13 protein-coding genes, 2 tRNA genes and 3 rRNA genes are annotated in these 15,903 nt (G+C 56.5%); 7 read left to right on the forward strand and 11 right to left on the reverse strand.

Annotated elements, in window-relative coordinates; all coding sequences use genetic code 11:
• Positions 1-29: 29 nt before the first annotated feature.
• The 5 genes from KR100_RS15185 (at position 30) to KR100_RS13100 (ending at position 2,235) form a co-directional block, all read left to right on the forward strand.
• Positions 30-176: a chlorophyll a/b-binding protein gene (locus tag KR100_RS15185; protein WP_038548895.1), complete on the forward strand. Its 147-nt coding sequence runs from the start codon at positions 30-32 to the stop codon at positions 174-176.
• A 123-nt stretch (positions 177-299) separates the two neighbouring features.
• Positions 300-482 carry a hypothetical protein gene (locus KR100_RS13085; protein ID WP_051847701.1) on the forward strand — a complete coding sequence of 61 codons (183 nt, stop codon included), beginning with the start codon at positions 300-302 and terminating at the stop codon, positions 480-482.
• Entirely contained in the window at positions 472-1,635 is a 1,164-nt protein-coding gene (gene xseA / locus KR100_RS13090; RefSeq protein ID WP_038546891.1) for an exodeoxyribonuclease VII large subunit, read from the forward strand. Before KR100_RS13085 ends, xseA begins: the two co-directional genes overlap by 11 nt.
• Positions 1,632-1,886, forward strand: coding sequence for an exodeoxyribonuclease VII small subunit (gene xseB, locus KR100_RS13095; protein WP_038546893.1), 255 nt, complete (start codon positions 1,632-1,634; stop codon positions 1,884-1,886). The genes xseA and xseB overlap by 4 nt, the downstream gene beginning before the upstream one ends.
• Complete coding sequence (locus KR100_RS13100) at positions 1,879-2,235, forward strand: DUF2834 domain-containing protein (RefSeq protein WP_038546895.1); 357 nt, start codon at positions 1,879-1,881, stop codon at positions 2,233-2,235. The genes xseB and KR100_RS13100 overlap by 8 nt, the downstream gene beginning before the upstream one ends.
• Here the strand turns inward: KR100_RS13100 and KR100_RS13105 are convergent.
• The 11 genes from KR100_RS13105 to KR100_RS13155 form a co-directional block, all read right to left on the reverse strand.
• Positions 2,211-2,564: a hypothetical protein gene (locus KR100_RS13105; RefSeq protein WP_038546897.1), complete on the reverse strand. Its 354-nt coding sequence runs from the start codon at positions 2,562-2,564 to the stop codon at positions 2,211-2,213. The two genes, KR100_RS13100 and KR100_RS13105, sit on opposite strands and share 25 nt — an antisense overlap.
• A 44-nt stretch (positions 2,565-2,608) precedes the next feature.
• Entirely contained in the window at positions 2,609-3,454 is an 846-nt protein-coding gene (locus KR100_RS13110; RefSeq protein WP_239420346.1) for a YihY/virulence factor BrkB family protein, read from the reverse strand.
• Positions 3,455-3,640: 186 nt separating this feature from the next.
• Positions 3,641-3,757: ribosomal RNA gene (gene rrf / locus KR100_RS13115) — 5S ribosomal RNA — on the reverse strand.
• A gap of 101 nt (positions 3,758-3,858) precedes the next feature.
• Positions 3,859-6,724 (reverse strand): 23S ribosomal RNA (locus KR100_RS13120).
• A 408-nt stretch (positions 6,725-7,132) separates the two neighbouring features.
• Positions 7,133-7,205 (reverse strand) — tRNA-Ala (locus KR100_RS13125).
• 9 nt (positions 7,206-7,214) lie between these two features.
• Positions 7,215-7,288, reverse strand: a tRNA-Ile gene (locus tag KR100_RS13130).
• 183 nt (positions 7,289-7,471) lie between these two features.
• A 16S ribosomal RNA gene (locus tag KR100_RS13135) occupies positions 7,472-8,955 on the reverse strand.
• The 16S, 23S and 5S rRNA genes sit together here with 2 tRNA genes alongside, the layout of an rRNA operon.
• A 674-nt stretch (positions 8,956-9,629) precedes the next feature.
• Complete coding sequence (locus KR100_RS13140) at positions 9,630-10,436, reverse strand: inositol monophosphatase family protein (protein ID WP_038546901.1); 807 nt, start codon at positions 10,434-10,436, stop codon at positions 9,630-9,632.
• On the reverse strand, positions 10,430-12,217 hold the full coding sequence (locus tag KR100_RS13145) for a TolC family protein (RefSeq protein ID WP_038546904.1): 1,788 nt from the start codon (positions 12,215-12,217) through the stop codon (positions 10,430-10,432). The genes KR100_RS13140 and KR100_RS13145 overlap by 7 nt, the downstream gene beginning before the upstream one ends.
• 24 nt (positions 12,218-12,241) lie before the next feature.
• Entirely contained in the window at positions 12,242-13,639 is a 1,398-nt protein-coding gene (locus KR100_RS13150; RefSeq protein WP_038546907.1) for a TIGR03279 family radical SAM protein, read from the reverse strand.
• Between the two features lie 21 nt (positions 13,640-13,660).
• Positions 13,661-14,524 (reverse strand): undecaprenyl-diphosphate phosphatase, encoded by an 864-nt coding sequence (locus KR100_RS13155; RefSeq protein WP_038546909.1) that lies wholly within the window; start codon positions 14,522-14,524, stop codon positions 13,661-13,663.
• Positions 14,525-14,670: 146 nt separating this feature from the next.
• Between KR100_RS13155 and KR100_RS13160 the strand changes: the two genes are divergently transcribed.
• Entirely contained in the window at positions 14,671-15,336 is a 666-nt protein-coding gene (locus KR100_RS13160) for a DUF3120 domain-containing protein (protein ID WP_239420347.1), read from the forward strand.
• Positions 15,337-15,452: 116 nt separating this feature from the next.
• Complete coding sequence (gene psbU / locus KR100_RS13165) at positions 15,453-15,860, forward strand: photosystem II complex extrinsic protein PsbU (RefSeq protein ID WP_038546916.1); 408 nt, start codon at positions 15,453-15,455, stop codon at positions 15,858-15,860.
• Positions 15,861-15,903 lie beyond the last annotated feature (43 nt).

Consider the following 15,903-nt stretch of genomic DNA (forward strand, 5'->3'; position numbering starts at 1 on the left):
TTTGGCCCATCCAACCGGTTTTCCAACCCATGTCCGACAACGCTCAGGCTCGCTTCGGTTTCGTCAATTTCGCTGAAACCTGGAACGGCCGTCTCGCCATGCTCGGTTTCGTCATCGGCCTCGGCACCGAACTGCTCACCGGTCAGGGCATCCTGTCCCAGATCGGCCTCGGCTGATTCGCGATTCCCCCATCCTTCCAATTCAGAACCTCATCGCATGTCCGATGGGGTTTTTTGTTGGGATGCCGTCAAAGCATCGACCACCAACGATGCTTCACAGTGGTGGGTGGCACCTCAACGATGAGCTTGGCACCGCTTTACGTTCACAACCGTCGCGATGGCTCCAGGTTGCTGAGCAGCGCTCTTGTGATCTTCTGCATCGCCCTCACCCAGGTCCATCGACCCTGGGGAGGAGCCTTGGCAGTGATCAGTGGATCGGTTTCTCTTTACTGGGGCTTCGCGTACCGCCGCCTTGATCGCTGATCCAATCCCGACCTATTCGGTCTGCGAGCTGAATTCCGCCATCGGCAGCCTGCTGGAACGTGGTTTTGCTCCTCGGTTTCTGGTCGCGTGCAGTGTCTCAAAACCCCAGTTGAAGAAGGGCCACCTCTGGCTCACCCTCACCGACGGTGACGCGACCATTTCGGCAGTCGTCTGGGCATCGAAACTGAAGCAACTGAGTTACCGCCCCGGTGATGGTGATGGGGTGATCGTGGTCGGAAAACTGAACTTCTGGACCGCTCGGGCAAGCCTCAACGTGCAGGTGCTGGACATTCGTCCCAGCCTCACAACGGTGCTGAGGCAGTTTGAAACCGTACGAGCACGGCTGCTGGACGACGGCCTGCTTGATGCGGAGCGCAAGCGACCACTGCCCCATCAACCCAGGACCGTTGCAATCCTCACCAGCGTGCCAAGTTCAGCCCTGGCAGACATGTTGCGCACGGCTCGAGAACGCTGGCCGATGACAAAGCTGATCGTTGTTCCAATCCCAGTTCAGGGACCCGTGGCAGGCAAGATCCGGACAACCCTTGCCGCACTTGTCGCTCGCCAGCAGGAGCTACAGCTGGACGCTCTGGTGCTGGCCAGGGGCGGCGGAAGCCGTGAAGACCTGGCGGTTTTTGACGATGAAGAGCTCTGCCGCGATCTGGCGGCATGTCCGCTGCCGATCGTGACGGGACTTGGCCACGAAGACGATCTCACGGTGGCGGATCTGATTTCAGACCATCGCGCCGCCACCCCGACAGCGGCCATCGTCAGCTTGCTTCCCGATCGACATGAAGCGTTGAGGGGCCTGCGGCAACGCGAGCAAGGCCTGCAGCACCACCTCCAGAGCAGAATCACTCGGGAACAGCAACGCCTGGCGGACAAACGCCAGCAACTGGCCGATCACGCTCCGGAGCTGGCCTTTCAACGTCTGAAACAAGAGCTGTCCCACAGACAGCGATTGCTGGGAGCTCTGTCCCCCCAACGCTGGCTCAAACGGGGACTGGCCCTGGTGACCGATGCGGATGGAGGCACGATCAGTTCAGTTCAGGACGCAGATCCTGGTGATCAGCTGATCATTCAGCTCGAGGATGGGGCGCTCGAAACCCATGTTGATCGTGTTCGCTCTTCAGCCGTAAGCCGAAAACCATGAGCAAAAGCCTTAAAACCGACCTGAAAAGCTGGCGCAAGGATGCGGAATCGCTCAGCTACGAGGAATCACTGACCGCCCTGGATCTGTTGCTGGAGGAACTGCAGAACGATGCGGTGCCTCTGGCAGATCTCCAGCGGCACTACCTTCGAGGTCAGATTTACCTGGAGCGGTGCGAAAACTTGTTGGTCACGGCCGAACAGAACGTGGTGCAACTCGATCCCGACACACTCGAACCACTTGATGATGCGTAAAGCCCTTCCCTGGATCTATCTGCTGCTGGCCGTGCTGGGAGCTGTGCTGCCCTGGCGGGCAAACCTCGAGTTCATCGCAGAAAGCGGTCAAAGCTTTGATCTCCAACGCTTCATCGATGACGCCAATGCCACAGCAGCGTCACGCTCTCTCTCCGCAGATCTCCTGATCGGCGCCTCTGCTGTCAGCATCTGGATCTGCATGGAAGGGATCCAACAGAAGATCCGGGGCTGGTGGGTCGCCATCCTGATGAGCTTTGGGATCGCCTTCGCCTGCGGCGCTCCCTTCTTTCTGTTTCTGCGCGAATGGCAGCTACAGGGGCGCACTCAGGAATCCGACCCTGCGTCCTGAGCCGAGACATCAATGGTGACTTCGCTGGCAGGAACAGAACTGCCGGCCTGCGCTGCTGCATCAGCGCCTGATTGGCCTGTTTGAAGCGAAGCTCCACAAACCCCGCACTGAGACGACTGGCCAAGGGACGCCGCACCGCAGGCAGGACAGGTGATCAGACGCGATTGCAGAATCTTCCAGCCGATCCAGCCCACGCCGGTGAGCAGCAGAGGCAGAGCGATCAGCACCAGAACCACGCCGCCTGCCAGATCTAGAAGGACGCGACCAGCTGCTGTCGGCAATAAAAGAAGCAATAACAGCAGCCAAAGCAGCGCAGGTGGTCGATTCATCAACGGATTAATTTGCATCCATCATCATCGGTTGGTCGATGAAATCAAGCCTGCACAAGGTTCGGCTCTCCGCGACGGATGGATTTCAATCGCGAACTGACCAACTCAACACTGACGCATTGTCCGTAATAAATAATGATGCCCACCATCCAAACCCAAAGCGTTAGAACAAGAACTCCTCCAATGACTCCATAGGCCTGAAAACGACTTCCCAAAGAAACAATACTGAGACTAAGAATTGAATTAAGTGCGGACAAGGCATAACCGATCATCACAGAACCAGGAATCAAAGAACGCCAGGGGATGCGTTGTCTCAACAAAACTCTTTGGAGCAGATAAGCCAGGAGAGAGAGCCATAAACCAGCAAGCAGAACAGAACCGAAAGTGAACAGATGTTTTTGATCAACAAAACCAGACAACGAAGGCATCAGCGATCGGAGCGATTCCAGGATCTCAATGGGCAATCGACTGATCCCAACAATCACCTGCTCCACGACAATCAACGCCGCAACAACGAGCACCACGAGATACGCCTCTGCTCTGGCCTTAATGAAGTCAAAAATCTGCTGATCCATTCCTTCATCTGAGCGAGGAGCAACAACATCACTCCACAAACGATCAGCGCCCCGTTGCAAGGTGAGATAAACATTGCTCGCAGTGACCAATAACACCATGATCCCAAGCAGGCCTGCTCCCACACCTTGTGCCACTAATCCCATCAATGTTGTCTCCACTAATTTGACAACCGAGGGAGGAAGCAGAGGGCTGATCCCCGCAACCACTTCATCAACACCCGACGCTTTGCCATACACTCTGGCAGCAACAGCAAGCGCGATTAATAACAACGGAAAGATCGACTGCAACGTGTAGTAAGCAAACGCTGCACTCAAATCAACACAGCCAGAAGTATCCCAACGCCGGTACGCATGCCACAAAAGCAGTAGCATTTTGCGCTTTGAATGCTGTCTGCGTTGCACACGTTTCCAGCCAATGCCAACAGATTACATGGCTGAAAGACATCGTGAAGACACAAAAAAAGCCACCCCTGACAAGGAGTGGCTTTTTTGGAATGTTTTACCTGGCATCGAGCTATTTTCTCAGGGGGCTACCCCCCAAATATCGTCGCCGCAGATGCGTTTCACAGCCGAGTTCGGGATGGATCGGAGTGGTACCACACCGCCATGGACACCAGGATAGAAACATTCTCAGAGGTTGAACCCTGAGAACTGCATAGGATCTTCAGTCAAACTGAGCGTCTGGATCAACAAAGTCTTTCAGGCAAGAACCAAAGAAGTTGGTCAAGCCCTCGGTCTATTAGTACTCCTCCGCTGCATCCATTACTGGACTTCCACGTAGAGCCTATCAACGGGTGTTCTTCCCGTGACCTTACTGGGTTACCCCATGGGAACACTCATCTTGAGGTGGGCTTCCCACTTAGATGCTTTCAGCGGTTATCCACTCCGCACATGGCTACCCAGCGTTTACCGTTGGCACGATAACTGGTACACCAGAGGTGCGTTCCTCCCGGTCCTCTCGTACTAGGGAGAAATCCTCTCAATGTTCCTACGCGTACACCGGATATGGACCGAACTGTCTCACGACGTTCTGAACCCAGCTCGCGTACCGCTTTAATGGGCGAACAGCCCAACCCTTGGGACCGACTTCAGCCCCAGGTTGCGATGAGCCGACATCGAGGTGCCAAACCTCCCCGTCGATGTGAACTCTTGGGGGAGATCAGCCTGTTATCCCTAGAGTAACTTTTATCCGTTGAGCGACGGCCCTTCCACTCAGAACCGTCGGATCACTAAGGCCGACTTTCGTCCCTGTTCGACTTGTAGGTCTCACAGTCAAGCTCCCTTCTGCCTTTGCACTCGTCAGCTGATTTCCAACCAGCCTGAGGGAACCTTTGCGCGCCTCCGTTACCTTTTAGGAGGCGACCGCCCCAGTCAAACTGCCCACCTGATACTGTCCGCTCCCCGGATAACGGGTGAACGTTAGAACCCTAGCTCTGAAAGAGTGGTATCTCACCAGTGACTAACTCATACCCACAAGCATGAGATCAACGTCTCCCACCTATCCTGCGCATTCAGAGCCCGGGCACAATACCAAGCTACAGTAAAGCTTCATAGGGTCTTTCTGTCCGGGTGTACGTAGTCCGCATCTTCACAGACAATTCTATTTCGCCGAGCCTCTCTCCGAGACAGCGCCCAGATCGTTACGCCTTTCGTGCGGGTCGGAACTTACCCGACAAGGAATTTCGCTACCTTAGGACCGTTATAGTTACGGCCGCCGTTCACCGGGGCTTCAGTCGCCAGCTTCGCTTACGCTGACCGGCTTCCTTAACCTTCCGGCACTGGGCAGGCGTCAGCCCCCATACATCGTCTTGCGACTTAGCGGAGACCTGTGTTTTTGGTAAACAGTCGCCTGGGCCTCTTCACTGCGACCAGCTCTCGCTGGCACCCCTTCTCCCGAAGTTACGGGGCCATTTTGCCGAGTTCCTTAGAGAGAGTTACCTCGCGCCCCTCGGTATTCTCTACCACCCCACCTGTGTCGGTTTCGGGTACTGGCAGTCATGCCTTAACGGGTATAGAGCTTTTCTTGGAAGCTTGACATCACCAACTTCGCTGCCGTGGCAGCTCGTACTCACGCCTCAGCTCGGAACGTTTTCGCCGCTCTTCAACGCCTCGAACGCTTGAACCAGTAACCAACATCTGGCTTGGCTAGCCTTCTCCGTCCCTCTTCCCAAAACATGACCGGTACAGGAATGTTGACCTGTTATCCATCGACTACGCCTTTCGGCCTCGCCTTAGGTCCAGACTAACCCTCCGCGGACGAGCCTGCCGGAGGAACCCTTAGGGTTTCGGGGCATGGGATTCTCACCCATGTTTTCGCTACTCAAGCCGACATTCTCACTTCCATACAGTCCACGTCCGCTCACGCTAACGCTTCGCCCCATATGGAACGCTCCCCTACCATAAATCCGCAGCTTCGGTACAACGCTTAGCCCCATTCATTTTCGGCGCAGGATCCCTCGACCAGTGAGCTATTACGCACTCCTTTGAGGATGGCTGCTTCTAGGCAAACCTCCTGGTTGTCTGTGGAATCCCACCTCCTTTATCACTTAGCGTTGATTTGGGGACCTTAGCTGGCGGTCTGGGCTGTTTCCCTCTTGACCATGGAGCTTATCCCCCACAGTCTGACTGCCTGACTACACACAGGGTATTCAGAGTTCATCTCGATTTGGTACCGCTCTCGCAGCCCGCACCGAAATGGTGGCTTTACCCCCCTGCTGGAGCATCAGACGCTACGCCTCAACGTATTTCGGGGAGAACCAGCTAGCTCCGGGTTCGATTGGCATTTCACCCCTAACCACAGCTCATCCGCTGACTTTTCAACGTCAGTCGGTTCGGACCTCCACTTGGTATCACCCAAGCTTCATCCTGGCCATGGTTAGATCACCCGGGTTCGGGTCTATAAACACTGACAAACGCCCTATTCAGACTCGCTTTCGCTGTGGCTCCACCATTACCGGTTTAACCCGCCAGTGCCTATAAGTCGCCGGCTCATTCTTCAACAGGCACACGGTCACCCTATGAGTAGGGCTCCCATTGCTTGTAAGCTCACGGTTTCATGTTCTATTTCACTCCCCTCCCGGGGTTCTTTTCACCTTTCCCTCGCGGTACTGTTGCGCTATCGGTCACACAGGAGTACTTAGCCTTACGAGGTGGTCCTCGCGGATTCACACGGAATTTCACGTGCTCCGTGCTACTCGGGATACAGCTAGGTCAGTTCAGTTTTCGGTTACGGGGCTTTCACCCTCTGTGGCGTGTCATTCAAACACTTCTCCTAACATTCCTGATCCACATTGCTGTCCCACAACCCCGATACTCGAAAGTATCGGTTTAGGCTCTTCCCCGTTCGCTCGCCGCTACTGAGGGAGTCGTTTTTACTTTCCTTTCCTCCAGCTACTAAGATGTTTCAGTTCGCTGGGTTGGCTCGCACCAGCCTATGGATTCAGCTGGCCGTACTAGGGGTTGCCCCATTCGGAAATTCCCGGATCAAAGCGTGCTTCCAGCTCCCCGAGACTTATCGCAGGTAACCACGTCCTTCATCGCCTCTGTGTGCCAAGGTATCCACCGTGAGCCCTTTGTAGCTTGACCAAATAAATCTCTGAACTGCTTACTGTTGTTGAGACAGATTTTCAGATTTTCGAAATGAAAATAAGATCAAACTCCTAATCGCTCGACACGATTAAAAGAACAATTCAGAGTCTCGGCTCTTGCTCAAAAGAATTTTCATTATTCTGGAGCTTGAACCCTTAAGGATTCAAGACCAAAACAATGCATCCATGAGATGCTTTGTTTTTTCCAGACTCACCTATGCAGTTGTCAAGGTTCTGCCAGACAAAAACCATTTTGAAAGTATCAAAACGGCTTGAGCCCAGCATCTTGTCAACCAAATGGAATGACAGGAAGCTGGGTTCGTTCTAGCGGACACGATCTAAATCACACACCAACATCGAGTAGCTCTCCACTGTTCATGCAGAGCTGGAGATTGAGTTCGGTCAGTGGAGGTTAGGAGACTCGAACTCCTGACATCCTGCTTGCAAAGCAGGCGCTCTACCAACTGAGCTAAACCCCCAACACCGAATGGGCCATCCTGGACTTGAACCAGGGACCTCACCCTTATCAGGGGTGCGCTCTAACCACCTGAGCTAATGGCCCAGGAAAACTCAACCCTTGTGGGGTGTGACCTAGACAAAGTTTAGGAACTGAATTAATCAGCTAAACAATCAGCTTATGGCTGATTTATAGTTTCAAAATTGAGGTACCGATCGACCTAAGGTGACAGGATTCTGGCCTAAGAATAAAAATACTCAGGCATCAAAATCAATGTTTGTCTCCCTGTTAGGAGGTGATCCAGCCGCACCTTCCGGTACGGCTACCTTGTTACGACTTCACCCCAGTCATCAGCCCCACCTTCGACGTCCTCCTCCCGAGGGTTGGAGTAACGGCTTCGGGCGTGGCCAACTTCCATGGTGTGACGGGCGGTGTGTACAAGGCCCGGGAACGTATTCACCGCAGTATGCTGACCTGCGATTACTAGCGATTCCTCCTTCACGTAGGCGAGTTGCAGCCTACGATCTGAACTGAGCCACGGTTTATGGGATTTGCTTGTCCTCGCGAACTTGCAGCCCTCTGTCCGTAGCATTGTAGTACGTGTGTAGCCCAGGATGTAAGGGGCATGATGACTTGACGTCATCCACACCTTCCTCCGGTTTATCACCGGCGGTCTCTCTAGAGTGCCCAACTAAATGCTGGCAACTAAAGACGTGGGTTGCGCTCGTTGCGGGACTTAACCCAACATCTCACGACACGAGCTGACGACAGCCATGCACCACCTGTCACTGCGTTCCCGAAGGCACCCTCCTGTTTCCAAGAGGTTCGCAGGATGTCAAACCCTGGTAAGGTTCTTCGCGTTGCATCGAATTAAACCACATACTCCACCGCTTGTGCGGGCCCCCGTCAATTCCTTTGAGTTTCACACTTGCGTGCGTACTCCCCAGGCGGAACACTTAACGCGTTGGCTACGACACCGAGGGGGTCGATTCCCCCGACACCTAGTGTTCATCGTTTACGGCCAGGACTACAGGGGTATCTAATCCCTTTCGCTCCCCTGGCTTTCGTCCATGAGCGTCAGTGATGGCCCAGCAGAGCGCCTTCGCCACTGGTGTTCTTCCCGATATCTACGCATTTCACCGCTACACCGGGAATTCCCTCTGCCCCTACCACACTCAAGCCCAACAGTTTCCACTGCCATGATGGAGTTAAGCTCCACGCTTTAACAGCAGACTTGAAGGGCCGCCTGCGGACGCTTTACGCCCAATAATTCCGGATAACGCTTGCCACTCCCGTATTACCGCGGCTGCTGGCACGGAATTAGCCGTGGCTTATTCCTCAAGTACCGTCAGATCTTCTTCCTTGAGAAAAGAGGTTTACAGCCCAGAGGCCTTCATCCCTCACGCGGCGTTGCTCCGTCAGGCTTTCGCCCATTGCGGAAAATTCCCCACTGCTGCCTCCCGTAGGAGTCTGGGCCGTGTCTCAGTCCCAGTGTGGCTGATCATCCTCTCAGACCAGCTACTGATCGAAGCCTTGGTGAGCCATTACCTCACCAACAAGCTAATCAGACGCGGGCTCATCCTCAGGCGAAATTCATTTCACCTCTCGGCATATGGGGTATTAGCGGCCGTTTCCAGCCGTTATCCCCCTCCTGAGGGCAGATTCCCACGCGTTACTCACCCGTCCGCCACTAACCCGAAGGTTCGTTCGACTTGCATGTGTTAGGCACGCCGCCAGCGTTCATCCTGAGCCAGGATCAAACTCTCCGTTGTAGATCAAATCCTCTTGATAGCTTTCGTTATCTCAATTTGATTTGCGTCACCCATTATTCAGCTGATGCCAATAACAGTTGAGGCCTCTTTCTCGCTGACACAAGAAAGGTACTTAAGAGTGCATTTCTAGATTTCTCTATCCATGACTTTCCGGGATCTCAGATCCGGTTGTTGCTCCACAACTCGCACACCGACAACAAGAAAGCTCGTGAAATCCTTCTCGTTGCAGCGAATTGCTTCAGCGCAACGAAATTTTTGACGGGACCTCACACCTTCATCGCTTTGACATTCGACTTGTAAAAGCTCATCAGACGATGAACTTTCGAAATCGAATGCGATGAAAGCGTCAGTTCCTAAACTTTTCAATTGTCCAGGTACAATCAACAACGTTCCGTGGCCGGAGGGAGTTGATCAGCGCGGCCTCAAACGACCGCTTGTGAAACTTACAACACCGTGGGTTTGCTTCCCGTCGGTTTGTAAGCGTGGCCGACTCGCGACCACCTCAGAAACCTACAACACCGTGGGATCGCTCCCGATGGGTTGGAGGCCCGCCAGAACGTGGGCCTGCAAGGCCTGGTTCAGACGTCTGCGGGTAGGTCTTTCAACTTGCGCGCAGACGAAGACCATAACACCTCTCCAACCATGGATGCAACCAATTCATCCGCACAGCTGGTTCAGCCGTGCAACAACGCGTCTCCCCAAGGGATCAGGCGCTCAAGATGCTCCTGGGACGAGGCCGCCAGCATGGGAAAGCCGCACTGCGATAGGTCCTGACCAGACGGCAAACCAGCGGGTTCTTGAGCCGCCAACCAACAGATCGGGCAGCTCAGCTGTTCCAAAACCAGCCAGGCAGCAGCCAGATCCCAGATCTTCGGGGTGGCTTCCAGGGCAGCCACTGTCTGGCCCATGGCAACACTCAGAAGATTGAGGCTGGCCACGCCGAGCAGCCGGATCTTTCCAGGGAACGGTCGATCTGGACGCCGTTGCAGCACGCGGATCGAGCGGCTGCACAAGGACACGCAGGAACTGGTGGTTGTCGAACGCGTTTCAACCGACAGCGCTTTCCCGTTCCTCCAGACCCCTTCACCGCGGATCGCGACGATCCGCTGTCGCAGCGCCGGTACGTCCAAAAACGCCTGAACAGGGCGTCCATCAACGAAACGCGCCACGGAAATCGCCCAGTAGGGAATCCCAGCAGCGAAATTAGTGGTGCCGTCCAGGGGATCGACAACCCAGTAGGCCTCGGAATCAGGCACAACCTGGGAACCTTCCTCACTCAGCACACCCTCGCCTGAGCTGATGCCCTGTAAGCCCTCCACCAAGGTGATGTCGCTCCAGCGATCACAGGCTGTGATCAAGGTTCCATCCGGTTTCACATCTGAAACGATGTGACCGAAATCGCTTCGCTGTCGATCTGCCACACGATCCAGCAGTGTGTGGATCGCGGCGAGCTGGTCACCTGAAAGGCTTTGCGTCACCAAAGCGGTTGAACAGGACTGTCGATCGCATCATTCATGGTTGAACCAGAGACAACAACAGCCGGGCAGGCAGCAGGCAAGGGTGTGGGCTCAATCGGGATATCCGACATTTCGGTGGCCGGCTTCTCTGCAGGCAGATCGACGCTGCCGCAGGCGACAAGTGCATCGAGACCCGTCCTTCGACGCAACTGCGCCAGGGAGGTGTTGTAGTCACGGATGGCCTCTGTGTACTGCAACTCGGCCCGCGTCAGGTCCTGCTGGTTATTGATGACCTCACGCTGGGTGCTCACTCCGGCCTGCACTCTCAACAAGGACAGACGAAGGGATTCCCGGGCCGTCAAGACCCGACTGGACGTGGTCTGGATGTCCTGGATGGCTCTTCGCAGGCTGTAGAAGCTTTCCTCAACCTCAAGCCGAATGGAATCCCGTTGAGCTGCGAAGTTGTAGGTGCTTTCCTCAGCGGCCTGCTTGGAGGCTCGATAATTCGCTCTCGCACGCCCGCCGTCATAAAGATTCCAAAGAAGCTGAAGGGACGTGGCGTTGCTGGCCGACCATCGATAGTCATCCATATCGATGGCTGATCGAGAGCCCTGGCCGGATTGGCCCTGGACGCGCGCGGTGGTGAAGTTATTGACGAAACTCAGAACAGGCTGGATTGCCGCGAGCGAGGCATTGGCACGGCTGTTGTTGATGGAGATATCAAGGATGAGCTGGTCGAGCTCTTCGCGATAGTTGTAGGCCGCAATGATGCTTTCCTGGAGCGACGGTTCCCAGAGTCCAAGTGGTTTCGGCGGTGTTGCAGCCGTGGGAGTGATGTCCTGGGGCAGATCGAGCAACTGGGCAATCCTGCGCCTTGAGATGTCCTGGAACGCGAGGGCATCCGTGAGAACTTTGCGATCCTGAGCCAGCTGGGTTTCGGCCTCGAGCACATCGAGCTTCGTATTTACGCCGGCGTTGTAACGGGCTCGTGCATCACGAAGACTGAGCAGGGAGGCTCGAACCGAAGCCTGGCCGACACGGACCCTTTCATCAGAGGCCTGAAGCGTGAAATAGCTGGTGGACGCATCAAGACGGAGGTCGCGAAGAGCGATGAGATAGGCATCACGAGCACGTTCAAACTGATCGCGTGCGGCCGCGATCTCCGGGACGCGAGAAGGATTGATGATGTCCCAGTTGATGGACACACCGAAGTTGGCTCTCCATTCCCTTCCATAGGACTCGTACTGGCCCTGTCGCTCGATAGTCCGGGTCCCGCCGAACGGGTTCTGAGGATCAGGAACCTGGACAGACCTTTTGGTGAAGTCAGGATTCCTGAAAGTGTAATTTTTGAAGTATTCGGGGAAACCGTTGGCCGAAAAATTCACCGACGGGTACCAGGCCGAAATCGCTGCCCTCAGTTGTGATTTGGACTGGTCCACACGACTGGCAGCCGCCTTCAGCGAGGGACTGTTGACCTCAACGATCTGAAGCGACTGCTCCAGTGTGATGGGACGCAGTTCACGGATCCGTACCTGTTCTGGACGGTCGGGCAAAGCCAGACTTGGGGGAGATCCGAGGTCGTTGAGATCTTCCGGCAGGACGGTTGCCGCTGGTGGCAAGGCAGAGGGATCTGCCTTGGGGCGTGGCCCCTTCTGTTCGATGGCGTTGGGCAGGGTGCCCTGATCAATCAAGGCACTGTTGTCGTTCGGAGTCGAAGCGTCACTGGACTCCTGCCCGGATGCCGGGAGGCCGCCAGCCGCCAGTACGCCTGCAACAAGACAGGAGGCAGCTGTGAGGCGGCGCACGGCATAAGAAAATCTGGCCGGAGCTTAGGGACTTTTTCCTACTGGGTTCAGGACCGAGGCCACGATGTCAGCCGCCCCATGCACGACGCGGACCGGAACCGGAAGGGCATCCCGGACCTGCTTCAGTGTCATGTCGTCCAGGAAAACAGGCTGACCCTGCCGCAACATCACCGACGGCAACAGCAGTTCGTCACCGAGATCTTCCTGAGACAACCCGTCAATCAGGTCCTGACCGGTCAGCAGGCCCGTCACCACCTGGTCCTGGCCCCAGTAAGGGCTTGGCAATCCGATCAAACGGAGCCGAACCCCATCGACGGCATTGAGGCGATCCAGCACGGGCTGAAGGGCGGACGCGACAATCCTGCCCACCACCCAACTGCAGGAGCGGGGCTGATCGAGGCGTTGCGGCAGGACCGCGGTGGCCTGATCCAACGCCTCCAAGAACGCGCGGATGCTGCCGACACCGTTCTCCTGCTGGGGAAGATCCTCGTACTCCGGTCGCGGGGGAAGCGCTAGCCCCGCGATCAGATACCACTCATCAGACAACCAGGCAAAGCGTGTCCCGAGGTCCGCCTGGAACTGCATCTGCAGATGCTCCACCTGGGCGATCACCTCTCGGGCACAGGCCGGACTGACGGGGACAAGGCCATCGTCAGCTGGACGAAAGCGCGTCAACCCCACAGGGACAACCGCTGCCGAGAGCACCGCCGGCCAGTCTCCAGCGGCAAAGCGCGCGAGATCCTTCAGGGTTTGCTCAAGGGCAACGCCGTCATTCAGCCCTGGACAGACCACAACCTGCGCATGGATCTGCAGGTCCCGCTCAGCGAACCAACGCAGCTGGTCGAGCAACAGTGCCGCTCTTGGGTTCTCGAGCAGGCGTGCCCGCAAGGCAGGCTCGGTGGCGTGGACGGAGACGTACAGCGGTGAAAGCCTCTGGGATTCAATCCGCGCCCAGTCCGCTTCATTGAGGTTGGTGAGGGTCAGGTATGAGCCGTAAAGAAAGCTGAGCCGAAAGTCATCGTCCTTTAGATAAAGACTGTCTCGACGCCCGGGAGGCTGTTGATCGATGAAACAGAACGGGCAATGGTTGTTGCACTGCCGCAAGCCATCAAACAAGGCCTCTGTGAAGGCCAGTCCGAGTCCGTCATCAGCATCCTTTTCGAACGTCACCTCATGCAGCGCCCCCCGGGCATCGCGCACTTCCAGGTGGAGCTCCTCCTCCACGCAGAGATAGCGGTAGTCGATGAGATCCCGTGGGCGAATGCCATTGATGCTCAGAAGCTGGTCGCCGGGTTCGAAACCAAGCTCCTCTCCGATGGATCCCGGCTCCACGGAATCCACCACCGCCGGCTGGGGCTGACGGGCGACACGGTTGGGATCGAGTGCCGACACCGCGACGCCGGCAGAGGGCTCATTCCACAAAGCGGGGACGGGCGCTTTTCCTCAGTTTGCGCTGGATGTGAACCACCAGGCCAGTAGCACCACCCCAAAGAGCAATCGATAGGCCACAAAAATCCAGGTGCTGTTGCGTTGAAGAAATTTCAAGAGCCAATCGATGGCCAGCCAGGACACCACCGCGGCCGACAGGATGCCGACGATGAGGGGAAGAGGTCCTGCCGCCGCACTGGCGGCAAAGGCATCCTTGAGTTCAACGATTCCCGCAATCGTGATCGCGGGAATTCCTAATAGAAACGAAAAGCGCGCTGCATCAGCACGTTGCCAGCCGTCGAACAGGGATGCGGTCAGCGTGCTGCCGGAGCGGGAGACCCCTGGTATCAGGGCCAGCACCTGCGCCAGTCCGACGACAACACCATCGCGGCCGGAGACGTTGGCCAGTTGTTTGATGCGGGGCCCGAACCGCTCGGCCAAAGCCAGCAGGAGGGCCATCACGATCGAGACCACAGCAATCGAGGGCACGCTGCGCAGTGGCGACGATTCGTAGCCCTGGTCCCAGAACAACTTGATGCCAAGACCGATCACCAGGATCGGCACCGTGCCCAACGCCATGGCAATGCCGAGCCGCGCCTCTGGCTCCCGCCACTGCCCTTGCCGAAAAGCGCGCGAGATTCCTTTGAGAACCTGCCCCAGATCGCTTCGGAAGTAACCGATCACCGCCGCGATGCTGCCCAGTTGGATCGCGGCGGTGACCGAGACACCGGGATCTCCCCAGCCCAGCAAAACCGGCACCACTTTGAGATGGGCCGTGCTGCTGATCGGCAGGAATTCGGTGAGTCCCTGAACAACACCCAGGATGAAATCCCGCCAGCAGGCCTCAAGCAGACCGAGCGAAACAGTGGGATCGTCCATGACGGTCTAGATGGCCGGGCAGACGTTATGTCGGACACGTCCTTCGGGGATGTCTTCTAAGGTTTCGTGACTTTCTTCACATTGGACGGAGAAAAACATTGATCGGCGGCACATGGCAAACCACAGTCCCCGATCGTTCGCCGTCCTTGGCTGTCCCCCAAACCGCAGCAGCATTGGTGGTTCTGCCGGTGTTTCTGCAAGCACCCTGGGTCCGCCTCCATCCGTTCACGGCCACGTTGTTCACGATCGTGCTGCTCACGGTCGGCTTGAACCTGCAGCTCAACAGCCGCGGGATGCGAGCTGAAATCGGCTCACTGCTTGTCGGTTTCAGCGGAAGTTGGCTGGCAGGGTGCCTGTTCTGGGGATGGCTGCGCGCGCACCCCCTGCTGCATCTGCCGATCGAGGCTTTCGCCTTGCCTCTGGCTGTCACTGGTCTGAACAGCCGCTGGAGACTGGCCTGCGGTTTTTACCTCTCCTCCTTGCTGGGAACCGCCTGCACCGATCTGATGATGCTGGCCACTGGCGTGATGCCGTTCTGGCCACAGGTGGTGAGTGCGCCACTCCATGAAGCCGGCCTGCAGCTGCACTATGCAGCCAATCAACTGATGAAGCCCCAGTCGTTGATCCTGCTGGCGTCCGCAGCCTCTGGAATCCTGCTCACAGCCAGGTTGTTGAGGCAGCGGACGCCAGCAGACCCCGATGTCCAGGACGTTTCCGGCATGGCAGCGTCCGTTTTGACCACCACGCTCTGGGTGGATGGCCTGTTCCTGGCTGCCGCGCTGCTGCAGCCAGGGCTCAGTGGCCTGATCTGAGTGAAACGAACTGCAAAAGCTCCCGTGATACAAGGAGAGAGTCGGGGTTTCGACTTGTAATGTTCCCGAACCGGCCCTGCCGGTCGACGCGTTCCGATCCCCGACGGAGAGTTGAGATGAAGCGGCTTCTGAGCTGGCTCACAGGTTTTGTATTGATGGCCGGTCTGCTTGCAGGCCTGATCCTGCCCGCGAGCGTTTCTGCAGACGATGACCTCGTCGGCAAATACTCCGGTAACGAAATCCGCAATGTGGCGGACGACAAGATCGCCGAACGTGAAGGGAAGGTGGACCTGAACAACTCTTCGGTTCGCCGTTTCCAACAGTTCCCAGGCATGTACCCGACCATGGCGGGCAAGATCGTGTTGGGAGGTCCTTACACCAGCGTGGACGAAGTGCTGGAGCTCGATCTGAGCGAACGTCAGCGGGAACTTTTTGAGAAATACAAAGACAATTTCACCGTGACTCCACCGTCGATCGCCCTGAATGAAGGAGACGATCGGATCAACGACGGTCAGTACCGCTGATCAAAAACACGCCACAATCGATGCACTGAAATCAATGCACTTA

Origin of the sequence: Synechococcus sp. KORDI-100 (assembly GCF_000737535.1) — a bacterium.
Lineage (GTDB): Bacteria > Cyanobacteriota > Cyanobacteriia > PCC-6307 > Cyanobiaceae > Parasynechococcus.